General features: G+C 44.5%; 17 protein-coding genes. 3 read left to right on the top strand and 14 right to left on the bottom strand.

Annotation, left to right across the window (positions count from 1 at the left end; translation table 11 throughout):
* Nucleotides 1-334 precede the first annotated feature (334 nt).
* Nucleotides 335-538 (bottom strand): hypothetical protein, encoded by a 204-nt coding sequence (locus ACTQ9T_RS00535; RefSeq protein ID WP_440463751.1) that lies wholly within the window; start codon nt 536-538, stop codon nt 335-337.
* A 252-nt stretch (nt 539-790) separates the two neighbouring features.
* On the opposite strand from ACTQ9T_RS00535, the gene ACTQ9T_RS00530 reads away from it, so the two are divergent.
* Nucleotides 791-1,621: an HAD family hydrolase gene (locus ACTQ9T_RS00530; RefSeq protein ID WP_440463750.1), complete on the top strand. Its 831-nt coding sequence runs from the start codon at nt 791-793 to the stop codon at nt 1,619-1,621.
* Nucleotides 1,622-1,721: 100 nt separating this feature from the next.
* Here the strand turns inward: ACTQ9T_RS00530 and ACTQ9T_RS00525 are convergent, their stop codons facing one another.
* Both ACTQ9T_RS00525 and ACTQ9T_RS00520 read right to left on the bottom strand, forming a co-directional pair.
* Nucleotides 1,722-1,982: a hypothetical protein gene (locus tag ACTQ9T_RS00525; RefSeq protein WP_440463749.1), complete on the bottom strand. Its 261-nt coding sequence runs from the start codon at nt 1,980-1,982 to the stop codon at nt 1,722-1,724.
* Between the two features lie 51 nt (nt 1,983-2,033).
* On the bottom strand, nt 2,034-2,846 hold the full coding sequence (locus ACTQ9T_RS00520) for a 3-oxoacyl-ACP reductase (RefSeq protein ID WP_189585745.1): 813 nt from the start codon (nt 2,844-2,846) through the stop codon (nt 2,034-2,036).
* A gap of 358 nt (nt 2,847-3,204) precedes the next feature.
* On the opposite strand from ACTQ9T_RS00520, the gene ACTQ9T_RS00515 reads away from it, so the two are divergent.
* On the top strand, nt 3,205-4,338 hold the full coding sequence (locus ACTQ9T_RS00515; protein WP_440463748.1) for an ABC transporter substrate-binding protein: 1,134 nt from the start codon (nt 3,205-3,207) through the stop codon (nt 4,336-4,338).
* Between the two features lie 70 nt (nt 4,339-4,408).
* On the opposite strand, the gene ACTQ9T_RS00510 is transcribed toward ACTQ9T_RS00515, so the two are convergent.
* The 11 genes from ACTQ9T_RS00510 to pilM all read right to left on the bottom strand — a co-directional run bounded on the left by ACTQ9T_RS00510 (nt 4,409) and on the right by pilM (nt 21,317).
* The gene (locus tag ACTQ9T_RS00510; RefSeq protein WP_439293055.1) at nt 4,409-5,620 is read right to left on the bottom strand and encodes an FUSC family protein; all 1,212 of its coding nucleotides are present in this window, start codon (nt 5,618-5,620) and stop codon (nt 4,409-4,411) included.
* 187 nt (nt 5,621-5,807) lie between these two features.
* Nucleotides 5,808-7,229 carry an FAD-dependent oxidoreductase gene (locus tag ACTQ9T_RS00505; RefSeq protein ID WP_189585753.1) on the bottom strand — a complete coding sequence of 474 codons (1,422 nt, stop codon included), beginning with the start codon at nt 7,227-7,229 and terminating at the stop codon, nt 5,808-5,810.
* 192 nt (nt 7,230-7,421) lie between these two features.
* Nucleotides 7,422-11,885 (bottom strand): glutamate synthase large subunit, encoded by a 4,464-nt coding sequence (gene gltB / locus ACTQ9T_RS00500; RefSeq protein WP_440463747.1) that lies wholly within the window; start codon nt 11,883-11,885, stop codon nt 7,422-7,424.
* Between the two features lie 898 nt (nt 11,886-12,783).
* Nucleotides 12,784-13,890, bottom strand: coding sequence for a hypothetical protein (locus ACTQ9T_RS00495; protein ID WP_440463746.1), 1,107 nt, complete (start codon nt 13,888-13,890; stop codon nt 12,784-12,786).
* 65 nt (nt 13,891-13,955) lie between these two features.
* Nucleotides 13,956-15,083, bottom strand: coding sequence for a 3-dehydroquinate synthase (gene aroB, locus ACTQ9T_RS00490; protein WP_440463745.1), 1,128 nt, complete (start codon nt 15,081-15,083; stop codon nt 13,956-13,958).
* 144 nt (nt 15,084-15,227) lie between these two features.
* Nucleotides 15,228-15,788 (bottom strand): shikimate kinase AroK, encoded by a 561-nt coding sequence (aroK, locus tag ACTQ9T_RS00485; RefSeq protein WP_026037374.1) that lies wholly within the window; start codon nt 15,786-15,788, stop codon nt 15,228-15,230.
* Nucleotides 15,789-15,953: 165 nt separating this feature from the next.
* Nucleotides 15,954-18,314, bottom strand: coding sequence for a type IV pilus secretin PilQ (gene pilQ, locus ACTQ9T_RS00480; RefSeq protein ID WP_440463744.1), 2,361 nt, complete (start codon nt 18,312-18,314; stop codon nt 15,954-15,956).
* A gap of 27 nt (nt 18,315-18,341) precedes the next feature.
* The gene (locus tag ACTQ9T_RS00475; RefSeq protein ID WP_010201706.1) at nt 18,342-18,875 is read right to left on the bottom strand and encodes a pilus assembly protein PilP; all 534 of its coding nucleotides are present in this window, start codon (nt 18,873-18,875) and stop codon (nt 18,342-18,344) included.
* Complete coding sequence (locus ACTQ9T_RS00470) at nt 18,875-19,606, bottom strand: type 4a pilus biogenesis protein PilO (protein ID WP_010201707.1); 732 nt, start codon at nt 19,604-19,606, stop codon at nt 18,875-18,877. Before ACTQ9T_RS00470 ends, ACTQ9T_RS00475 begins: the two co-directional genes overlap by 1 nt.
* Nucleotides 19,603-20,262, bottom strand: coding sequence for a PilN domain-containing protein (locus tag ACTQ9T_RS00465; RefSeq protein WP_415196261.1), 660 nt, complete (start codon nt 20,260-20,262; stop codon nt 19,603-19,605). The genes ACTQ9T_RS00470 and ACTQ9T_RS00465 overlap by 4 nt, the downstream gene beginning before the upstream one ends.
* Nucleotides 20,262-21,317, bottom strand: coding sequence for a type IV pilus assembly protein PilM (gene pilM / locus ACTQ9T_RS00460; RefSeq protein ID WP_439293058.1), 1,056 nt, complete (start codon nt 21,315-21,317; stop codon nt 20,262-20,264). The genes ACTQ9T_RS00465 and pilM overlap by 1 nt, the downstream gene beginning before the upstream one ends.
* A 193-nt stretch (nt 21,318-21,510) precedes the next feature.
* Here pilM and ACTQ9T_RS00455 point away from each other — a divergent pair, with 193 nt between their 5' ends.
* Nucleotides 21,511-24,183 (top strand): penicillin-binding protein 1A, encoded by a 2,673-nt coding sequence (locus ACTQ9T_RS00455; protein WP_440463743.1) that lies wholly within the window; start codon nt 21,511-21,513, stop codon nt 24,181-24,183.
* Nucleotides 24,184-24,185: the final 2 nt, after the last annotated feature.

Here is a 24,185-nt window from a genome sequence, read left to right as displayed (position 1 = left end):
AGAAACCTTATTTATAAAATGCTTACCTAAACTAAGATACACTTTATTATAAAATATAATCAATAAAATTTTTGGATTTTGACCGATTTTTTATCAGCTATCATGATTTTTAGAGTTATAGCATAAAAATTTTAACGGGATAGCACGCAGCATCTATCACCGTAAAATAGTACTACAAAAGTTGTCAAAATCAGTGTAATAGCATTATTCTAATCGTTCAAAAGTCTAATCTGTATTTGCCTATCAACCGCAACTTAAGCCCAAAATAGAGGCCAACTAGTAACCTAACGCATCATAGACGACTGCCAACTCTCTATCAAAAACAATCAAGGCATCAATAGCGACCCATCTCAACCGTTGTCTCAGCAAGGACACTATCGCCTTGCCATGCCTGCACATCTACCGTATATAGATGACTTTTGCCACCTGAGCAAGGCGGTTTATATGCACCACCCACCTCGCCTTTACGGCTACGGTATTCTGCGACCATCTCAATCCCTACTGGTACCTCATAAGAATAAAAAACAGTCCATCTCATCTTATAAATTAATTTTGATAATTAAATATAACCTTATAATAAATCAACACTGTTCAGTTAATTACATCGTTTAGGATTTTTGTTAATCCTTCGAATAAGCATTAATCGATCACACCGCCAGCAAAGCAAATACTGCATCAGTAGCCAAATTTTCAGCATCACAGGTTACTCGATAGTTATTTATCTCTTTGGGTATGTTGTAGTAGTATCTAAATCATTGGTATTGAAACGACTAAAAATAATAGGATCATCATGTTTATCGAAGATAAAATTGCCAAAGAAAGTATGACCACTAAAATCTCGACACCTAAGATCATCTTTTTTGACATCGATGATACTTTGAGCCGTAACGGTATTATCGCCGAACACAACAAAGCGACCCTTGAGCAGCTTGCAGGTACTGATATTAAGCTGGTGATTTCAACGGGACGCTCCAAAGCGATATTGCCAGCAGATATTTTAGCCTTGCTCGAAGCTGATGTCTTAGATGCCATTATTTGTATGAATGGACAGTATAGCTTTGATAAAAGCGGTCGAATTAGCCACTATCCGTTGTCCGCTGAACAAACAGATAAAATAGTGCGCTTGTGCCAGCAGAGTGATTTAATTCATAAGTTTGACTCGGCAACCCATATCGCATGGTCAGGTGAAAATGACCGTTTGCGCGAGTTCAATGCTGTCACACCCAATTCTATTGTTGACCCTGAGTATTACAAGTCAAACACTGTCTATCAGTGCTCGGTATTTTTTAATAATCAACAAGAAAAAATGCAAGACGTCGATTTTGCGCAGTATGATTTAAAACTGGTGCACTGGCATCAGATTGGTGCAGACATACTACCAGCCGATGCGTCTAAAGCACGAGGTATCAAAGATGTGTGCAAATATTATGCGGTAGATGCCAGTGAGTGTATGGCGTTCGGTGATGGAATGAATGATTTAGAGATGTTTGACTTGGTCGGCTATGCGGTAGCGATGGGTGATGCAAAGCAAGAATTGATTGCGCGTGCAGACTTTGTCACTGGTACGATTGAAGAGCGCGGTATTCAGTCGGTGCTTGATCGATTGCATGTAGCATTATAAAAATAGACCGTAGCGTGCGATAACTGTTACACGCTACAACCTTTCATAGGCGATAAGCTGTGGGTGCAAGATAACTTTTAACGGGAAAAGTTGGTGAAATTTATCTTCTTACTATCAATCCATAAACCCAACTACCAATTTTATAAAATCCGACAATAATCAAAATAAGCACCACAGCCGCCAATACATAAGCCAACCAATTGGGCACACTACTCAACCAACCAATCGTAAACACCAAACTCATATATGTCTCAACTGGCCAATCGATGATAGCGGTCGGTGAGCCAGCATTGAACAGTGCCATAAAAGCGACGATACCAAGCACAGCCGTAATAATCCCAGTACGTTTACGATTACTCATCTCATTCCTCTTCTAAACTCAATCAAATGACACTAACCACTCAAGGCATTGTTAAGGCATGGTCAAACCACCATCGACAGCGATCGACTGTCCAGTGATAGCCGAACTCAAATCTGATGCCATGAGCAATACAGAATTGGCAAAGTCAGCCACTGAAGTCGCTTGACGCAGCGGCGTAGTAGTCGCGATATAATCGAATACTTCTTCGGTGGTTAGACTGCTTGCATCGGTGGTTTTTAGCAGTCCACCTGCCAGCAAGTTTACGCGAATGCCATACTGCCCTAGCTCCGCAGCGAGATTGCGTGTCAGCCCAATCAATGCTGATTTAGCAGTGGTATAGTCGTAATAGGTGACTACTGGATTATAAACAAGGTTGGTTGAGATATTGATGATTTTACCCATCTGCTGCGCTTTCATCTGTGGCAATACGGCCTGTACTGTATTGACCGCTCCTTTGACGATACCATCCATCTGCTGCGAGAAATGCGACCATTTGACGGTCTCGATGCTGGTGTACTCGGCACTGGGATTAAACTGATAATTTGGCAAGGCGTTATTGACCAATACATCGATATGACCATGACGGCTGACGACTTCAGCCGCCATTGCTTGTACTTGCTCAAGCTCGGTGACATCCGCTTGATATGCAAATGCTTGCCCACCCGCCGCTATGATATCAGCAACCACTCTATTAGCTGCCTCTTCACTATTGAGATAGTTGACACAAACGATTGCGCCTGCTGCTGCCATTTGCTGAGCAATCTGTGCGCCAAGACCACGACTGGCTCCCGTAACGATAGCGACTTTTTCTGTGAGCAGTGCAGGAATCACTGAGGTGCTGTGAGTCGAGGTAATTTGAGTCATGATGTTGCATCCTTTATTATTGTGGTATGGTTATTTAGTATTATGAGAATTAAGGGCTTAGCGCGTTTTGGCCTGCGTTAATCATAGCATGGTTATATACTGCCTTCTCTCGATTCACTGTTGGCGATTTTCTAAAAGCCCTACCAAACATTGGCTGCCTTTAAGTTAGCTTTAATACTCATTTGATTGGCACGACTCGCTACCTTTATTAGTATTACTAAGTACTGTCTTGAAGATAGCTCTTTAAATTGTGCAAAGCGATAACCATAATAGTTTTATTAGCGACATTAGGCATTTATCGTCTTGCCATTTTTATCAATTTTTTTGATTTGCATCATCTTTATTTAGGAGAGATATTTTGACCCATTTATCATCGTCCCATCCAACCATTAATACCTCGGCCCGTATCGGTCGCATAGTGCCAAAAGCATTATTAGCGGCAGCTGTTGGCTTGGCACTAGCCAGCTGTAGCAACTCTGACAATGCAGCGGATGGCAGCGCAGTGGCGAGCAATGAGACGCTCAATCTGTATAACTGGTCAGAATATATGCCGCAAGAGATTTTAGATGGTTTTGAAGAAGAGACTGGTATCTCGGTTAATTACACCACGTTTGACTCTAACGAAGCGATGTATGCCAAACTCAAACTACTCGATGACTCTAGCCAATATGACTTAGCCATTCCATCGACTTATTATGTCGAAAAGATGGCGAAAGAAGGACTGTTGCAAGAGTTAGATAAGTCTAAATTGAGCAACTTTAAAAACCTCGATACCTCATTTACCAATACCAAAGTCGACCCTGATAATAAATACTCTATTCCTTATATGTGGGGCAGCACTGGTCTAGCGATTAATGGTGACAGTGTCGATCCTAAAACCGTCAATAGCTGGAATGACCTATGGGATCCTAAGTATAAAGGTCAAGTGATGCTCACCAACGACGTACGCGAAGTCTTTGGTATGGCACTACTGACCCTAGGCTACTCGGGCAACAGTAGTAATCCTGACGAAATCGAAGCCGCTTACGATAAACTGACTACATTGATGCCAAACGTCAAAACATTCAATTCTGATGCAACACGTATGCCCTACATCGAAGGTGAGACTTCACTTGGTATGACATGGAATGGTGAGGCTGTCATGGCCAATGACGAAGGTCTGACCAGCTTGGTTTATAAGTATCCAACGGAAGGCGCTATCTTATGGATGGACAATTTTGTCATTCCAAAAAACGCCAAACAGGTGGATGCAGCACACAAATTTATTGATTACTTATTGCGCCCTGAAAACGCAAAAATCGTGAGTGAAGAGATCGGCTATGCGTCACCAAATATAGCAGCACGTGAGCTTATGGATGAAAGCGTCCGTAACAATCCAACGATTTACCCATCCAAAGATGTACTAGCAAAAGCTGAGTTCCAAGAGGATGTGGGTGATGAAGCGTTGCAAGTGTATCAGCAGTACTGGGATAAGCTAAAAACTGGTCGCTAATAGTCATGGTTTAGCATTCATTCTAGCAATAAAAAACGCTGATCTTAAATGATCAGCGTTTTTTTGTATGTTATAAATGCAGATCTGTCTCGCCGCCCTGTTCTTTTATTCGGCGCTGCTCACGGCGCTGATAGCCCAAACCAGACGCTGCAAACCAGTGCGGCTTAGTGGTTTGTAGCAAGTCGCTCAACTGCTGTAGTTGGGTTTGCAAAGTTTGTGTCAACCAAAAATACCCCTGCCACTCAAACGCCAAGTGCTGTACGCTCGGATACTCTGAGACGGCAATACGAGTAATGGGGCGAAATACTTCATCGCTTGGACTACGTAATACCGCGGCCATATGGTGCATGGCTTGAGTCAACTCATGCTGATAATGTATCAATAGGACATGGTTTTCTTCATCGATCTCGATATTCGCCAAGCGCGGCGCGGCACTTAATAGTAAATCAATCGTGCCTATGATATTACGATGAGTACGCTGAATCGTCTCTAGCGTTTCTTTTTCGATTCCTGACTCACTTGCTGTCGCAGCAATATGTGGACGCACGGCTAGCAGGCGTTTATTGATCTGTTGTAGCGCTGTGACCAATGCTCTATCAACGGGTACTTCCTTAACAGGAAAGGCTACTGGGTTTAACTTTTGAACAGAATCGTCCACTACTCCATCCGTTGCGTCAATATGATGACCTACGCCAGCATAGAGGCTACTACAAGCGTCAAGGTTACTACTCAACAAGAACCGCCACATCAAGGTCGACTTCAACGGCAAAATCAGCGTCACTGCTACCGAAACGCCTGTACCCAGTAAAATGTTTAGTGCGCGGTAGATGCCGTCTTGACCGATACTATTGTTACCTAGATCAGAGACAATCATCAACATGGTAATACCCGTCAGTAGCCCTGTGTAGCCAAGATTTCTAACTGCTAAATAACCAATGATACCGCTTAATAGACCGATGAGTGCATAATCCACCCATAGCCACGCACCCGCATTCTGATTGAACCACAACACCCCAAGAGCAGTGCCAATACCTAATAAAGTCCCTAGTACGCGCTCTTTTGCCTTGGTATAGATAGCGCCTTGATACTGTAATAATCCTAAAATGATAAAAACCGTAATGGTCGTCCATTCACCATGTGGGAGGTTGGTGAGTGTATTGACCAATAGGGCCAATATTACCGCCGTTCCTAAGCGAATGGCATGCAAGACATCGGCATGTTGATAGCGAACATAAGGTTCAGTAAATGGAGCAGTAACACGCTGGTAAAGGGTTGATTTCACGCAAGGCTACTCTTTTTAGTTGATAATCGAGATAAATGATCAAACACATAGGTTACTCACAAACATGCTAGCAGTCGATTCTCTATTTACAAAGCATTAATCAAAAAAAACGTCTTCTGCCTATCAAAAGACAAAAGACGTTCATGTTCAAACGCTACTTATAAATTGCTGAATTTAATAAATCTGACTAAACTTCCAAATAGTCGAGGATACCTTCCGCAGCTTCGCGGCCTTCCCAAATAGCGGTTACGACCAAGTCGGAGCCACGCACCATATCACCACCAGCAAATATCTTAGGATTCTGGGTCTGGAATTTAAAGGTTTGTTTTTCTGCGGCCAATACGCGACCAGAGCTGTCCATCGCCACTTGCTGAGACTCAAACCAATCAGCAGGACTTGGTCTAAAACCAAATGCCATAATGACGGCATCACATGGGATGATCTCTTCAGAGTTAGGAATCGGCTCAGGACGCTGACGACCACGGTTGTCCGGCGCACCTAGATGCGTAGTGACTACTTTTACGCCATTGACCTTGCCATTTAAGCCAATGATTTCAGTAGGCTGACGGTTGAATAAAAACTCAACGCCTTCCTCACGAGCATTGACCACTTCGCGGCGTGAGCCAGGCATGTTTTCTTCATCACGGCGATAGGCACAGACCACTTGCTCAGCACCTTGACGAATACTGGTACGGTTACAGTCCATCGCTGTATCACCGCCACCTAATACCACCACTCTCTTGCCTTTGAAGTCGATATACTCTTCGGCATCTTTTTCCCAGTCATTACAACGGTTCACATTGGCGATTAAGTAATCTAGCGCATCGTAAACGCCTGTCAGTTCTTCACCAGCAAAGCCGCCGCGCATATAGGTGTACGTACCCATACCCATAAAGACTGCATCATATTCAGCCAATAGCTCATCGATAGTGACATCTGTGCCAATTTCTGTTTCTAGGCGGAATTCCATACCCATGTCTTCAAAAATCACACGGCGATTGCGCATGACGTCTTTTTCCATTTTGAATTCAGGAATACCAAAAGTCAGTAAGCCACCGATTTCAGGACGTTTATCAAAGATGACAGGTTTTACGCCATTTCTGACCAAGATATCTGCGCAGCCAAGACCTGCTGGTCCTGCGCCGATAACCGCGACTTTTTTGTCCGTCCATACCACTTCAGACATATCTGGACGCCAACCGAGTGCAAAAGCAGTGTCGTTGATATATTTTTCAACGTTACCAATCGTCACTGCACCAAAGCCGTCGTTCAACGTGCAAGCACCTTCGCACAGACGGTCTTGTGGACAAACTCGTCCGCATACTTCAGGCAAGGTATTGGTACGGTGGCACAATTCTGCTGCTTGAAATATTTGACCTTCTGTCGCCAGTTTGAGCCAATTTGGAATGTAGTTGTGTACTGGACATTTCCACTCACAGTACGGGTTACCACACTCAAGACAACGATGCGACTGCTGCGCCACTGATTCATTTTCAAACGGTTTGTAAATCTCGACAAACTCTGTTGAGCGCGTCGCGATGTCTTTTTTGGTCGGCTCAAGCCGAGGTACATCTAAAAACTGAAAGCTATTTTCTAAGCGTTTTGCCATGGTGTTATCTCTGTAATATAAGGCTCTTCTATGATGGGTGGTGGCAGGCAACGATACTTAATACATCAGGACTTAAAATCTCTACGTCGTTGCTGCCACTTACCTACTCGAAACCTGTGAGTTAAAACGTGTCTTAAAACGGAACACTGGCGACTCTGATTAAATTAATTGATTGAATCAACTTAATACAAGCTACTGTGGGTCAGCCATCGTGGTTTTAAGGAGACTCGCAATGTTTGCCGCTTTTGGCTTCACCAAGTAAAACTTACGAACATAATGCTCAAAGTCAGCCAAAATAGTCTGACCCCACGCGCTACCAGTTTTCTCTACATGGGTCTCAATCACTTGTTGTAAATGAATGCGATGACCTTCCGTCTGCTCACTTGAGATACGGTTTAAATCAATCAATTCATGATTGCAGCGATCAAAGAAATCCCCTTCCATGTCGAGCACATAAGCAAAGCCACCCGTCATACCAGCACCGAAGTTGAGACCAGTACGCCCAAGAATGGTCATTATGCCGCCCGTCATATATTCACAGCAATGATCACCAGTGCTTTCGATGACCGCATGCGCACCAGAGTTACGAACCCCGAAACGCTCACCTGCGGTACCAGCAGCATATAGCTTGCCACCCGTTGCACCATATAGGCAGGTATTGCCAATGATGGCTGTTTCTTGGGCGATAAAGTTTGAGCCTTTTGGCGGATAAATGACAATCTCACCACCTGCCATGCCTTTTCCAACATAGTCATTGGCATCGCCTTCAAGCTCAATATTCAAACCGCCAGCATTCCACACGCCCAAACTCTGCCCTGCTGTACCAGTCAAACGAAGTTTTATCGGCATATCACTCATGCCAAGGTTGCCCCATACTTGTGCAATCTCGCCAGAAATACGAGCACCGATAGATCGGTCACAGTTACCAACAAAATAGCTATAATCGCCGCCATTACCTTGACGAATATTGAGCAGCATATCACTAATCATTTGCTCTGCAAGTAAGCCTTTATCAAATGGCTCATTACGCTCTACCTGACAGGTCTGCGCTTTGCCACTACTGGCCGGATGGCTAAATAATAGTGGTGATAAATCCAAATGGCGCTGCTTATCAGTATTGCCTTCTAGCACGTCAAGCAAGTCTGTACGTCCGACCAGCTCTTCCATACTACGCACGCCTAATGCTGCTAACCACTCGCGTGTCTCCGTAGCGACAAATTTAAAGAAGTTAATCAACATTTCCGCTTCGCCGATGAAATGCTCATCACGCAGTTGAGCTTTTTGCGTGGCAACGCCAGTCGGGCAGTTATTTAAATGGCAAATACGCAAATACTTACAACCAACAGCAATCATCGGCGTCGTACCAAAGCCAAAGCTTTCAGCACCAAGGATAGCCGCTTTGACCACATCCAGACCAGTTTTTAGACCGCCATCCGTTTGGATACGCACTTTGTCTCGAAGACCATTGACCCGCAATGACTGATGCGTCTCAGCAAGACCTAGCTCCCAGGGCGAACCAGCATGATGGATAGACGACAATGGTGAAGCGGCGGTACCACCATCATAACCTGAGATGGTAATCAAGTCGGCATAGGCTTTTGCGACGCCAGTAGCGATAGTACCAACACCCGGACGTGAGACCAGTTTGACCGAAACCAAGGCATCTGGATTGACTTGTTTTAAGTCAAAAATCAGCTGCGCCAAATCTTCAATAGAATAAATATCATGATGCGGCGGCGGTGAAATCAACGTCACCCCCGGCACTGAATAACGCAGACGGGCAATCAAGGCATTGACTTTACCACCCGGTAACTGACCACCCTCACCCGGCTTAGCACCCTGCGCCACTTTAATTTGCATCACTTCTGCTGAGCGTAAATACGCTGGAGTTACACCAAAACGACCCGAGGCTACTTGCTTAATTTTTGAGTTGCGCAAGGTACCATAACGTACTGGGTCTTCTCCGCCCTCACCAGAGTTTGAGCGACCACCAATAGTATTCATCGCCATAGCAATGGCTTCATGCGCTTCAGGAGATAGCGCGCCTAACGACATACCAGCCGAGTCAAAGCGGGTCAAAATCTTGGAGATATCTTCGACGTCATTGACATCGATAGGATTGTCCGTCTTTAACTGCAATAAGTCACGCAAAGTGGCGACCGGACGGCTATTAACCAAATTGGCATAATTACGATAATTGTCATAATCGCCCGTGCGTACAGCGGTATGTAGGCTGTTGATCACGTCAGGATTAAAGGCATGGTATTCTTTATTAAAGACGAATTTCAGCAGACCACCTTGATCCAGTGGCGCACGACGTTTAAAGGCATTCGCTGCTAGCTGCGCTTGATCGGCAGCTAAGTCTGCGAAGGTAGCGCCTTTGATACGACTTTGCACACCTTTAAAGCACAGACCCACCACTTCCTCTGAGAGACCAACTGCTTCAAATAATTGTGCGCCGCGATAAGAGACAATGGTAGAAATACCCATTTTTGATAAGATTTTTAGCAAACCTTTATCCAAGCCTTTTCGGAAATTAACCCGCGCTTGAATCGGATCACCAAGTAGCTCACCAGTGGCAACCAAATCATCGATGACGTCATAAGCTAAGTACGGATACACACAGGTCGCGCCAAAACCAATCAATACCGCTATTTGATGCGAGTCACGAGCCAGACCTGTCTCAATCACCAAGTTGGCATCAGTACGAATACCTTGACCAATCAAATAGTGATGTACGGCGCCCGTAACCATGATGGCATTGGCTGGTACTTTGTCGGCATCGATATCTTTATCAGACAATACGATCAGCGTGTTACCAGTACGGATGCTAGTCGCTACTTGCTCACAAATAGCCACGATAGCATCAGACAGCTCTACAGTACGGTCATAGTTCAGATCAATGCGCGCCATTTTGAACGCCGAATCATCCAAGGTTTCAAGCTGCTGCATTTTGCTGGCTGACAAGACTGGTGACGATAAAATAATACGGTGTGCGTCTCTAGCTGATGGCGCAAATACGTTGGTTTCTGCACCTAAGCAAGTCTGTAGCGACATCACAATGGATTCACGTAGTGGATCGATTGGTGGATTGGTTACTTGAGCGAACTGCTGACGGAAGAAGTCACCGACATGGCGAATTTGCTGCGACAGTACAGCCATTGGCGTATCATCACCCATAGAACCAACTGGCTCTTGACCATTTTCAGCGTTAGGACGAATGATTTCTGTACGCTCTTCATTAGTGATGTGATACATTTTCTGTAAAGCTTTTAGCTTATCACCACGGCAAGCTTGCGCTGCCAAGGTTTCTTCTAAGCGCTCATCATCACGGACGCGTGTCGCTTCTTCACGTAGCCATTTACGATATGGATGAGCAGTTTTTAGTAAGGTTGCAATGGCAGTCGTATCTAAGACTTGACCAGTCAACGTATCAATGACCAGCATTTGACCAGGTCCGACTCGACCTTTTGCCAATACATCTTGTGGCGAGTAATCCCAAACGCCAACCTCTGACGCAACGGTAATATAGCCGTTCTTGGTCGTTACCCAACGTGAAGGACGCAGGCCGTTTCTATCGAGCATACAGACCGCATAGCGTCCATCTTGAATCACAAGACCTGCTGGACCATCCCACGCTTCCATATGCTGCGAGTAAAATTCATAAAACGCGCGCAAATCCATATCCATGCTATCAACATTCTGCCACGCAGGTGGTACCAGAATCGACATTGCATGGAACAAATTCATACCACCAGACATCAGTACTTCAAGCATATTATCTAAGCTTGATGAGTCCGAACCTGTGCTATTCACTAATGGCGTCAGTTCATTTAAGTTAGGCAGTTTGTCTGATTTTAATTTTGGCGTACGTGCTTTAGACCAGTTACGATTACCCGTGATGGTATTCAGTTCACCATTATGGGCAAGATAACGGAAGGGCTGTGCCAATGGCCAGCGCGGTAACGTATTGGTTGAAAAACGCTGATGGAACACCACGATATGCGAGGCCAAACGCTCATCTTGTAAATCCAAGAAAAACGCTGGTAGATCGGAAGGCATTACCAAGCCTTTGTAAATAATCGTTTGACAGTTCAGCGAGCACACATAAAACAGCTCATCATCCACCAAACGCTGCTCTGCTTTTTTGCGGGCTACAAACAGCTTACGGTTAAAATCTTCCGCATCTAAAGTGTCAGGTGCGTTGACAAATACTTGCTTAAAGCCTGGCAAGGTCTCACGACCAATCTCACCGACAATACTTAGATCAAGTGGTACGTCGCGCCAGCCAGCAATCTCTAAACCCTCAGCAATAATTTCATCAGCAAGTACCTGCTGACTGTACTGGGCTTTGGACTCGTCGAGATTAACAAACACCATACCTACAGCGAAATTATCTGTGACTACTAACTGTTGCTCGCGGGCAATGTCTTTGAAGAAAGCCGTGGGTGTCGCCAATAGCAAACCACAACCATCGCCTGTCTTACCGTCAGCAGCAACACCACCACGGTGCGTCATACAGCTGAGGCTATGAATAGCCGTTTTTACCAAATCGTGACTGGCTTGTCCCTCAATATGAGCAATCAAACCAAAGCCGCAGTTATCAGAAAAGTCATCCGGCGTGGCCAAATGCGTATGGGAAGAAATCATTGACATAGCTTGTCCTTTTGAGTAAACGGGCAGCTTATATATCCAATGCGGAGTATAAACTGGTGACCGCAGGCAGAACGGGCTGGTAGGTAAATATTCGTATATTCGAATTAATAAATAGTGCGATGCTCAGTAGACAGTTATGCTGTGAGAATAAGAGGAAACTCTAACTCTCACAGTGCTTTGGCAACCAATCCTTTGATAATCTAATAACAGACCACTCGTGTAATAATAAAATGCACCAATAAACAGTCAGTAACCGCCCATGGCAACCGGGTAAAATAACACCCTGTATACCAGTTACCCACTCATTAGCACTTTCATTAACGCTTGGTGTTACATCCTACTAGCGTGGCTTAGTAAGCGGCTAGTTGAGCATGCGACAATATGGCATTTTATTAATATTGAATATCAGACACTCTATATACAAGCGCCTTAGTAACCCTAATCGAAGTGACACTAGCAGGGATTTTGCGATTTGTAATAAGCTTACTATAGAGGGCCAATCGCCGCGCTTGAAGCGACAACCGTTTAGTAAGCAACTATCTTACCACTAATAATAAGTTACTAAATGACTGCTCGTTAAACCGTTATTTACGATAACTATACAGAGCGTTGCCCATACTCATCTTAGTTAATGCTTAACAAAAAATCTAGTCTTTTCTATCGATTCATCAGCCATAAATTGTAAGACAACTTATTACTATTAGTTATAGGACAATGAAAAACCAGATTGAAAACTTAATACAAAGAGAGAAATTTAAGACTTAACTGCAAAAAGACATAAAGCCTAGCTGTCTCTAAACCTCACTTTAAAACAGCCAAAACGAGTGCTAATACATCAAAAAACCCACTAACAGAGACAGTTAGTGGGTTTCATTATTAAATTAACACTCAATAAGGGTCAGTTACTTTTATCTTCTATTAGCGCCTTCATGCTGTCACTATTATTTTTTGAAGGATTGGTATTGGCGACTCGACCAGTAGCGTTCGAATTATTGCTTGCACCATTACTGCTATTCGTATTTGGTAGTTTTGGCGCTACTACCACTGGTGGTCTTTTTATAGGATTATTACCCGTTCCTGATGTCGTAGGCGTTTTATTGTCCTGATTAGACCTATTTGCCTCATTTTCGTTTTTAGTCGGTACTTCAGAGATTGATTGTGATTCATTACCAACAGTACGTTCTTCATTGACTGACAAGGTCGCAGAGGTATCAACCGACTGGCGGATACTTTCCTCGCTACTATCATTAGTTGCTTCTTGACCGCCACGATTGGCATTATTGCTGACAGTTTTTTCATTGACACTATCATTAGTTTGCGTTGTCTGACGGACCGGCAATTCACGTTTGGTTGGACGCAAATTAACAGATTGTGTGCGTCTAGCACTCAAGTCTTTGACCGGATCAGGGCGTTCGTAATTGTCGATGATACTGACATAGCGATTAATTTCTTCAGGCAAGACACGCACATTGGCCGGTAGCCTAAAATCAATTAATTTGGCAGCACCAACAGCCTCTTGCGGACTGCTCATCAAACCATAAGTCAGCATATAACGGATCTGATTATTATCATCAAGATAGCGAAAGTACGAAAACTTCTCACGGTCTTCACGGCCTTCTAAATAACTGACAATCACCTCGTTTTCTGCAACATTCATCACCTGCACGGTCCATTTTCCTTTATTAGCCAGCAGATAACGCTTGTCTTTAAATTCATCAGGATAACTGCGTAAATCACGAACCGTCGTATCAAAACTGATCGGCTGTACATCCGTATCTAGTTCATGTAGCGACTCAATGGCTAATGGCTGCTCAAGTTCGGCACTTAATGTTTGCGGGGCTGATATCGGGGCATTTTCAATCTTGGCACCCATCGCTGGTGTTTGACTAAACATCCAGACCAAAGCCGTAGCAACGCCCAACACTAGGGTCACTAACAACCAAATCAGTGCTTGACGACGATATGACTGACCAGCGGTGCGAGTCGACGAGCTAGATGCTGCCATGAGGAGATCCTTGGTGAAATATAGTTAAACGCTTTAAATCTGTGCTCATACCAATACAGTGACAATCAATAAATTTGACGTTCTGATGAGCTATGTTGTGACAAGACATCAGTGAGAAGCTCGGCATCAAAATCATTGGTCAACACAGCTTCACCTATTGATTTTAGCAAAATAAGGCGGATTTGTCCGTGTTTCACTTTTTTATCATGACCCATCAAGTCTAAAGCCGTTTGTACGTCAATAGCAGGCGGGGTGATAGGCAAATTGGCCAATGTCAAAACGCGCTTAATACGAGCCACATCCTCATTCGTTAACCAGCCTAGTTTTTGTGATAGCTCAGCCGCTTGTACCATGCCAGCGGCAACGGCCTCACCATGCAGCCAATTACCATAGCCTTCATGGGTTTCGATCACATGACCAAAAGTGTGGCCGAAGTTCAATAACGCACGCACACCCGACTCTCTTTCATCTTGGGCGACGACATCGGCTTTGTACTGACAGCAACGTTTTACCGCCTCGCCAAGTACCGCCAAATCTAAAGCCATCATTGCCGGTAAATTGTGCTCAAGCCACGTCAAAAAATCCGCATCCATGATAAGCGCGTATTTAATGACTTCAGCAAGACCTGCCGAAAGCTCACGCGCTGGTAGGGTTTTTAGCGTACTCATCTCAGCAAGTACTATTTGCGGCTGCCAAAAAGCCCCAATCATATTTTTGCCTTGGGCATGATTGATGCCTGTTTTGCCACCAACGCTTGAATCCACTTGCGACAATAACGTGGTTGGAATTTGGATAAAATTCACTCCGCGCATAAAGCTGGCGGCTGCAAAGCCTGTCATATCACCAACCACGCCGCCGCCAAGTGCGATAAGCGTAACATCACGATTGAAATGCTCAGCCATTAGGGCATCATAAATTTGGTCAATACTCGTCTGGTTCTTATATTGCTCACCATCTGGTAACACACAGACCTTTACCGTAAATTGCTGTGCTAGCTCATCTTCTAACGATTTTAAGTATAAAGGTGCCACAATATCATTGGTGACAATCAATACTTGGCGACCGCTAATATAAGGTGCGACTTGCTTCGCCATACTGCTAGCTTCTGTCGCAGATTTTTCAGTAATGATGATTGGATAATCATGACTTTGCGTGTGTACCGTTAAGCCATCATGAAACAGTGCCGTTGCCATGAAAGTCTCCCTGAGCATTTTTTAGTGAAGTAACATTAGCTTAGTATCGTTATAAATCTAGAGCGTGTCCTCAATTCAGTCGGTAGCGCGCTAAATGGATTAAAATGAGGACACGCCATAGTCTATTATTTTTATCTTTAATCTTTAATCTTCTTTAGAGTCTGGTGTTATAGAAGGCGCGCAACACAAGGATTCGAGCTGCTGTAATAATTGATTGACCATATGGCGAGGATACGTATGACCAGTAGGCATAATGATATGAGCCACTTGCCGGTATAATGGATCGCGCTTACTGTATAAATCTTGCAATATTTTTCTGGGGTTGGGCTGTTGTAATAAAGGTCGCGACTTATCTTTGGCAGTGCGGGCCATTTGCACATCAACTGGTGCATTGAGATAAACCACGATACCACGCTGCTTAAGAAATTCACGATTTTCAGCAGCCATGACAGCACCACCACCCGTTGCCAAGACAATCTGCTTTTGCTGGCTCAGCTCATCAATGGCACGTGTCTCACGTTCACGAAAGCCCGCTTCGCCTTCTTTAGCGAATATCCAAGCAATATCAGCGCCGGTTTGCGACTCGATATACCAATCGCTATCTACGAATGTCCGCCCTAACTGCTTGGCAAGCAGTCGGCCAATTGTGGTCTTCCCCGCTCCCATCGGCCCCACTAAAAATACCGACGGTAATTCCTCCACCATAACACTCACTCAGCTAAATTAGGTATGATACAACGTCATTGATATTCTGGCTAGTAATGAGCAGTGATTATTATGAGTAAAATCCACGCATGCACAAAAACTTACCCATAAAAAAAGCAAGCACTAGGGCTTGCTTTTTTTGATTCATAACCTATAACACGATTATTAATTTAAACGGCTCACACCATCGTTGATCAGTTTTGGCGTAACAAATATCAGTAGCTCTTCTTTAGAGTTACTACGGACATCACGACGGAATGCACGACCGACGTAAGGCAAGTCCCCTAAGAAAGGCACTTTAGATACCTCATTAGTGGTACGGTTTTTAAAGACCCCGCCTAGTACGATGGTTTGACCATCTTCAACGATGACATTGGTCGAGATTGAATCTTCGGCAATTGCTACCTGATTATTGATAATCGTTGGCGTGCCATTGGTAATAACAAGTTGCAAGCCAATTTTACCATCTGGTGTAATGTTTGGCGTCGCTTCTAAGCTGAGTGCCGCTTCTTTAAAGCTGGTCGTGGTTGCTCCACTGGCAGACGCTTCTTGATAAGGAATCTGCGTACCCGATGATACTTTGGCTGTTTGTTTGTCCGCTGTCAAAATCTTCGGCGTTGAAATAACTTCACCGCGATTGTCGGCTTGCAGTGCTGACAATTCAAGATCCAGCATCACATCAGACATACTTAACAAGCCAAAAGCGATACTACCCGCTGGATTGGCAACGCCTAAATCAACGTTTAAGTTATCGGGACGGCTGATATCATAAGAAGGATAAGAAACCGTTTGACCATTGACAGTCGTCGTTTCAATATCAAAATCCTTAAGATCTGCCAAAGTCTGATTACTACCGCCGACCAATAGGCTACGGTTATTCGCTGCGCCATTCGATAGGATACCCCAACGAACGCCAATCTCTTTACTAAAGCTATCAGTCGCACTAACGATACGCGCTTCAATCATCACTTGACGGACCGGAATATCAATTTTGCTGATTAGATTGTGGATATTTTCGATACTATCCGCGACATCTTTGATAATCAGAGTATTGGTACGCTCATCAACCGTAACCGTTCCACGATTAGACAATAAAGTATTGTTGTCATTAGTATTTGAATTGCCAGTGTTGCTGCCACCAGATGAACCACTACCTTGCGAAATAAGCGTCAATACATCTTGCGCTTTTGCATAGCTTAAGCGAATGTATTCGGTACGCAGTGGCGCATAAGATTCAACCGCTTGCTGCGCTTCAAGCTCACGCGCTTCTTGTTCAGCAAGTTCTGTAGATGGCGCGACTAAAATCACATTGCCATTCTCGCGTTTGCCCAGATTTTTACTTTTTAGAATAATATCAAGCGCTTGATCCCAAGGCACATTGATCAGGCGCAAGGTGATGTTACCCGCCACCGAATCACTAGCGACGATATTCATATCGGTAAACTGCGCTAAGATATCTAAGACGCTACGGATTTCAACATCTTGGAATTCCATAGATAGCGCTTCGCCACTGTACACTCTCTCTTCCAGTGTTGGCTCTCGTAGCAGCTCAGGTTTACTGATACTGACATTTAGCTGGTTACCCGACTGATACGCTTGATACTCATAATCTTCAGTCATATTAATGGTGATAACCCCATTTTGACCTTGGTTTTTGGTATCAATACTACTAACGAGACCACTATTAATATTCAAGCGACGCAATAAGTTTCTCGGTACCGTGCTACCAGTTAGGCGTACGACCAATTTATTGCCTTGGCGCTGTACATCAACCGGAATCGCTTCGTTAGCAAGCGCAACACTGACGTTGCCACCGCCGTTACTCCCTGCCGAAAAATTCACCGCCGTTAAGCCATCATAGCTATACTGCTTACTGACTTGAGAGGCAGCAAGCTGTGGATTTAGTAGCGGATTGACTCGCACTATCATTGTATCCGTCGGCACTTGGTTATTCACCACGGTCGTGCTAGTTGCGACTGTTCTCACTGAAGTGACAGGCGCGGTACTGGTTTCTACAATCGGTGTGACCACTGCCGTCGTGGTAATGCCATTATTGTCATTGAGTACGTCTTGAATCGGGTCATTGGTGATGACTGGGCGACTGGGATCGGTAAGGGTCAACAGCAGATCATTGCCATCAATCGCTGTCGTATAGTTGCCCGCTTGTTTAAGCCCAACGATCAGACGCGTCGTACTGTCACTGCTTAGCGTCGTAACATCATTTACTATACCAATATTGTATTCGTTAAAGCGACTGGCAAGTCCGTTTTGCACCTGTTCAAAATCCAACACCAGACGGCTAGGATCATCAAGCTGGTAAGCGGCAGGTAATACTGGCAAGCCTACAAAGCCTAAACGCATTTGTGTCACTGCTGGTGCAGTCTGTACCACAGAGACATTATTAATGCGCTGGGCGGCATGGGCGCTGCTACTAACTGCTACCATGCTGATTGCCAATGCAGAAATGGCAAAAGCAGAAGAGACGCGGTTGCTCATCATCATTACCTTGTTATTGCGTACTGTCATTATTTATTCCTCAAAAAATCTGCCGACTTAACTTATAGGGGAGACCAGCGACTGGGGTTTTTCAATAAACCCGGCGCGACTGTCTGGCACAATTTCAATCAAATTAATCTGGGTCGGCGTGATTTCAACAATACGGCCGTCATTTAATCCAAGATAATCACCTACTCTCACACTAGCAACCGAACCATCAGGACGCTGTACAAGTGCATACTGCTGACCTTCTGGCGAAATTACGACGCCACGAAAAGTCAGCTGTGAGAGCTCATATTGCTCAAGCGGTTCTTTTACTCTGGTGATATCAGGGCGTACACCATCGATAGAGGTGCTAGGACCTTGTACATTGACTAAGCTTGGCGGCAAAAACGGGCTGCGCTGCGTACTGGCACTATAGACAAAATCTTCTACCAGCTCAGCTTTTGGCGGTGGCTCGATAGGCTGAGCAGGCTGATTGCGAATATCGGTCATCGCCTTTTCTGCCATACCAATACGATCACTACAACCTGTGATTGATAAAGCAGCGGCGCTCAAAATCAGTAGCATGGGCAGTTTTTTGATATTCATTAGTTGCCTCCTGCAGCATCGGTCGTAGCGGCATCAGTAGCAACAGCCTCTTCACCTTCAGGCGCCGCTTCTTTTGAGCGATACGTTTTGGTTTGTAATACCAAATTCAGCTCCGGCAACACATCTAAAGTAGGCTGTGGATTACTGACTTCAAAATCGTGCATCGTAATAATGCGTGGTAAGGCAGCAAGACCACTGATAAAGCTACCAAACTGATGATATTCCCCTAACGCTGCAATGCGAATAGGCTGCTCGATAAAGAATTCATTTTCAATCTCAGGCTCTACAGAAATATCTTGGAAACGTATATTACTGCCAACACCCGTCATGTTAATACCCTCTACCAGCTCTGACACGCGGGTGTCTTTTGGCAGTTGGTCAAGTAAGGTGTTGAACTCCGTCTCCATCTGGACAACCTGTGCTTGATAAGTTTTTAAGTGACGTGCACGTGATTCTTTTTCACGGTAACTATCAAGTAAGGTTTGCTGCTGACTTTCTGCCGCAGTAATCTCATCAATCTTGCTGCTAATCGGTAGCGCCCACGATAGCGCCGCTATCAGTGCAATGATAAATCCAATGACCGTTATCTTTACCGGAACTGGCCAGCTGCCGTAGTTTTCAGAATCCAAAGACTCAAAACTGCGGCGAAACTCATTCAAGTCAAACTGTTTTTTAGGATTGACAGCGCTCTTTTTAGTCTTGATTAGGCTTTTTTTACGGCTCAGCTTCATAACTCACCTCCCAGCCCAGTACTACCATCAGCATCAACGGCTACAGCAGTCTCTGATTGCACCTTGGTCGTTACGACAAACTGTACGTAACTGTCCTCAGGATAAATGGGACGTGGCTGTCCATCAGTTGTTACCGGCTCATTAAGCGCAGGCGCTGGTGTATACGCGCTAATATTTTGCTGAATATTGCTGACCGCTGAGTTGCCCATCCATTTGCTACTATCAAGGTTGCGAATCAAACTTGATACGACATTTGGATTGTCCGCAAGACCCGTCAAAGTAAGGATATCGCCTTCGCGCTTTAAGTTATTTAGATAAAGCGCAGGCGGAATGGCTTTGGCCAAATCATCCCATAGACGTACAGGCACAGGTCGTCGACCTTGCAAATCTTGAATCACCTGCATGCGAGAGATAATATCTTCACGGCGTTGCTCTAGGCTATCAATTTCGATCAATGCTTTGTCTAAGCGAGCGTTCTCTTGCTCAATCAGTACATTCGCATTGCGTTGTTCATCAAGCTCATTATTAAAATAACTCCATGAAGCGAACGCTGCTAGTAAGGCAAATAAAGTTACCGCCACTACTAAAGTAAGAAATTCTTTATTGCGACGCGCGCGTTCTTCTTGCCGCCAGGGCAGTAGGTTAATACGAGCCATTAGTCGAAGCTCCTTAACGCAAGACCGCATGCGGCCATTAAACTCGGGGCATCAATGACCAGCTGCTCATTATCAATGTGCGGCGCAATGGTCATGTTGGTGAAAGGATTGGCAATACTAACCGTCACACCCAGTTTTTGTTGCGCCATACCGGCCAGACCTGCAATAGAGCTACTACCACCTGCCAGTACGATATGATCGATACTACTGTATTGGCTCGAGGAAAAATAAAACTGTAGAGAGCGAGTGACTTGTTGGATAGTATTTTCTATAAAAGGGGTCAATACATCTGGATAGTAATCATCAGGCAAAGTACCCGCGCGCTTACTGATATTTGCCTCTTCAGCTGATAGTCCATAGCGATTTTGTATCGCCTCTGTGAGCTGAGAGCCACCAAATAACTGTTCACGGCTATATATAAACTCACCATTTTTGGCGATGTATAATGTGGTTTGGTTGTGTCCGATATCGACCAAGGCGACAATCTCTGGCATATTTGGCAAGTTGTCTGCCATCAAACCGAACGCACGCTCAATAGCATGTGTTTCAATATCCATGACCTTGGTTTGCAAGCCACCAAAGGTTAAAGCATCAACTCTTTGGTCGACATTTTCCGAGCGTGAGGCAGCAAGCAATACTTGTACCATCTCGTCATTTACTAAAGAAGGGCCCAATACTTCAAAATCCAGATTGACATCTTCTAAGGGATAAGGCACATATTGATCAGCATCCAGACGGATTTGCGCTTCGCGCTCAACATCGCTTAGCACCATATCCATATCAATGATTTTAGTAATCACTGCTGAGCCTGAGACAGCGGCGGCGGCATCGCTGCCCGCTACCTGACAGCGTCGCGCCAAGCCAGCTATAATATTACCCACTGCCTCAGTATCTACAAGAAGTTTGTCAACGACTACGCCTTCCGGTAGTCTTTCAATACCATAGGATTTTAGATGAAACATCCCTTGTTGGCGCTGTATGTCAACCAATTTGACCGAAGTGGCACAGATATCTATGCCAATCAAATGTCGACTCTTGGAAGTAAATAGCCTCACAAACTCTATACCTTATATTAAGTGTACAATCTGATAGTGATTTGTAATATTTTAGTACAATACTTTACTTACCAGATAGATTCAAGCATTTAAATAAGTTATTAAGGTCAACTTACACATTTATTATGACCTCCCTATTTTGTTCAAGGTATAATGCCTCATTTGTTGCAAATTTTAATTGATAAGTCTCATTATGGCTAAAAAAAATGCTACCGTTCGTCTCATTCGCTTTTTGGTGGGGCTTTTCATTGCCTGTCTGGCGCTCGCTGTTATCTTAGCGCTTGCTGTGCCTATTGGTTTCTATGGGATGGCGATGTATCTATCACCCACCTTGCCTAGCACCCAAGAAATCAAAACTGCCAATTTAGAGATGCCATTGCAGATCTATAGCCGAGATGACAAATTAATCGGTCAGTATGGCAATCGTCTCTCCCTACCTGTTACTTTTGATGACATTCCTGAAGATCTCACGCATGCTTTTTTAGCCGCAGAAGACGCGGCCTTTTTCCAGCATAGTGGTATTAGTATTAAAGGTCTTGGTCGTGCGGTGACTGAAGTGGTGACTGACGATGACAGCCAAACTGGTGGCTCTACCATCACCATGCAGGTTGCCAAAAATTACTTTTTAAGCCCAGAACGTACCTTAAATCGTAAATTGACGGAATTGTTTTTGGCTCGTAAGATTGAAGACGAACTCAGTAAAAATGATATTTTGACTCTCTATGTCAATAAAATTTACCTCGGTGAAGGCGCTTATGGCATTCGTGCCGCCGCCAAAAAATATTATAGTAAATCGTTAGAAAACCTGAATATTGCTGAGATGGCAATGTTAGCAGGTCTGCCAAAAGCCCCTTCTAAATATAACCCTGTTGCCAACCCTAGCCGCGCCCTTACTCGCCGTAACTGGATCATTGGCCGTATGCTTGAGCTGGGCTATATCAATAAAGCGCAACACGACGAAGCGGTAAACTCTCCGGTAGCCATCAATTTATATCAAGAAAAGCTAGACGTTAATATGCCTTATTTGGCAGAAATGACACGCTCTACCTTAGTTGATCGCTATGGTGAGCAAGTGATGCATAGTGGATGGCGGGTACGCCTTACGGTTGATAGCAAAGCACAAACAGATGCGGAAGCGGCGATACTGACAGGTTTGGTGGCTTACGAACATCGTCATGGTTGGCGCGGGGCTGAAGCAAATGATGAACCGCTAGAAAATTTCCGTCGTTATAGTAATATGACTCCTGCCAAAGTCACCAAAGTAAATGCTCGCAGTTTTGAGGCGACAATGCCCTCTGGTGAAAATGTGACTGTTGGTTGGTCTGGGATGAGCTGGGCACGCAAGTATATTTCTGCCAATCGTATCGGTTACTTTCCTGACAATGCTCGCCAAATTGTTAATAAAAACGATATCATTCGTTTGATACCGACCGCGAATGGTAATTGGCAGTTGGGACAAATTCCTAAAATACAAGGAAGTCTGGTCTCCTTGAATCCAGAAACTGGAGCGGTTAATGCATTGGTCGGTGGCTTTGACTTTAACCACAGTAAGTTTAACCGTGCCTTGCAAGGATGGCGTCAGCCAGGCTCAACGATTAAGCCACTGGTTTACACCACTGCATTAGAAAAAGGCTATCGACCAGATAGTATTGTTTCGGATCGTCCGATTCAAGTAGGTGACTGGAAACCGAAAAATTCTGATCAACGTTTCTTAGGTGACATCACTTTACGTCGCGGCTTGTATTTATCGCGTAACTTAGTCTCTATCCGCTTATTACAGGCTATTGGTATTTCTGATGCCCGCAATCTATTGGACGAATTCGGTCTTGATAAAGAAAAGCTACCAACGACTTTATCGTTGGCATTAGGCGCAGGGCAAGCAACGCCATTACAAATGGCAACGGCTTACTCCACGTTCGCCAATGGTGGTCACCGTGTTCAGCCTTACTTTATAGAACAGATCTACAACTACGAAAACAAATTGTTATTCCAAGCCAATCCGCAGCAAGCTTGTGCTGTATGCTTTAACGAACAACTTGAAAATCTCAATAAAAAGCTTATCGTAGATTATGAGGCAAAAATAGAAAAAGAGAATGCAGCGCTTGCTGCTAAAAAAGAGGAAAAAACCAACGCTAAAGACAAAGCAGCAGAGAATAAATCAGCTGCTGACTTTAATGCAGAAAATAGCGACAATACGGCAAAAGATAACGAGGCACTTGATTTAAATATTTATGATGGGAGTCCAGCCTCAGATCGTTTGAGAGCACCTGTCGTGCAGTACATTACTGCCATGCAAGCACCGCGTATTTTGAAGCCAAGAGTGGCTTACGATATGGCTGATATCTTGCGTGATGTCGTGCAGCGTGGTACAGCTGTACGAGCAAAAGCGTTGGGACGTAATGATATTGGTGGTAAAACTGGTACAACCAACGATGCGAAAGACGCATGGTTTGCAGGGTTTCATCCTACTAACACTACTGTCGTATGGATGGGTTTTGATCAACCATCAACCATGGGTCGCCGTGAGTATGGTGGCGTGGCGGCGCTGCCTGTATGGATGGACTTTATGAGAGCGCAGCTTAAAGATGTGCCTAATCAATGGGTGTCTGTTAACAACCGTGCCAAATCTAAGAAACAGATGCAACAAATCCTAGAGATGACAGATGATGGCATTGTTGACAGCGAAGACGATGATGCCGATACTAACACGTCAGCCAAACCCGTCAAGACCAAAGCACAGCAACGTAAGCCATCAGAACCTGAGCGTTCGCCCGTGTCACAGCCAAGCAATAATAACGCCGATAGCGTGCCACAAAATCCTTTAACGGTCACCTCTGTCGAACGTATGCCACCCATGCCAGAGTAAAC

Source organism: Psychrobacter sp. ASPA161_6 (assembly GCF_051970285.1).
In the GTDB taxonomy this organism is placed as follows: Bacteria; Pseudomonadota; Gammaproteobacteria; order Pseudomonadales; family Moraxellaceae; genus Psychrobacter; species Psychrobacter glaciei.
The sequence above is the reverse complement of the archived record's forward strand: the minus strand, read 5'-3'. Positions and strand labels throughout refer to the sequence as shown.

Excerpts from the sequence above, each read along its gene's own strand:
- ACTQ9T_RS00535 (WP_440463751.1), bottom strand. The coding sequence starts at position 538 with ATGAGATGGACTGTTTTTTATTCTTATGAGGTACCAGTAGGGATTGAG.
- ACTQ9T_RS00530 (WP_440463750.1), top strand. The coding sequence starts at position 791 with ATGTTTATCGAAGATAAAATTGCCAAAGAAAGTATGACCACTAAAATC.
- ACTQ9T_RS00525 (WP_440463749.1), bottom strand. The coding sequence starts at position 1,982 with ATGAGTAATCGTAAACGTACTGGGATTATTACGGCTGTGCTTGGTATC.
- ACTQ9T_RS00520 (WP_189585745.1), bottom strand. The coding sequence starts at position 2,846 with ATGACTCAAATTACCTCGACTCACAGCACCTCAGTGATTCCTGCACTG.
- ACTQ9T_RS00505 (WP_189585753.1), bottom strand. The coding sequence starts at position 7,229 with ATGGCAAAACGCTTAGAAAATAGCTTTCAGTTTTTAGATGTACCTCGG.
- gltB (WP_440463747.1), bottom strand. The coding sequence starts at position 11,885 with ATGTCAATGATTTCTTCCCATACGCATTTGGCCACGCCGGATGACTTT.
- ACTQ9T_RS00495 (WP_440463746.1), bottom strand. The coding sequence starts at position 13,890 with ATGGCAGCATCTAGCTCGTCGACTCGCACCGCTGGTCAGTCATATCGT.
- aroB (WP_440463745.1), bottom strand. The coding sequence starts at position 15,083 with ATGGCAACGGCACTGTTTCATGATGGCTTAACGGTACACACGCAAAGT.
- aroK (WP_026037374.1), bottom strand. The coding sequence starts at position 15,788 with ATGGTGGAGGAATTACCGTCGGTATTTTTAGTGGGGCCGATGGGAGCG.
- pilQ (WP_440463744.1), bottom strand. The coding sequence starts at position 18,314 with ATGACAGTACGCAATAACAAGGTAATGATGATGAGCAACCGCGTCTCT.
- ACTQ9T_RS00475 (WP_010201706.1), bottom strand. The coding sequence starts at position 18,875 with ATGAATATCAAAAAACTGCCCATGCTACTGATTTTGAGCGCCGCTGCT.
- ACTQ9T_RS00470 (WP_010201707.1), bottom strand. The coding sequence starts at position 19,606 with ATGAAGCTGAGCCGTAAAAAAAGCCTAATCAAGACTAAAAAGAGCGCT.
- ACTQ9T_RS00465 (WP_415196261.1), bottom strand. The coding sequence starts at position 20,262 with ATGGCTCGTATTAACCTACTGCCCTGGCGGCAAGAAGAACGCGCGCGT.
- ACTQ9T_RS00455 (WP_440463743.1), top strand. The coding sequence starts at position 21,511 with ATGGCTAAAAAAAATGCTACCGTTCGTCTCATTCGCTTTTTGGTGGGG.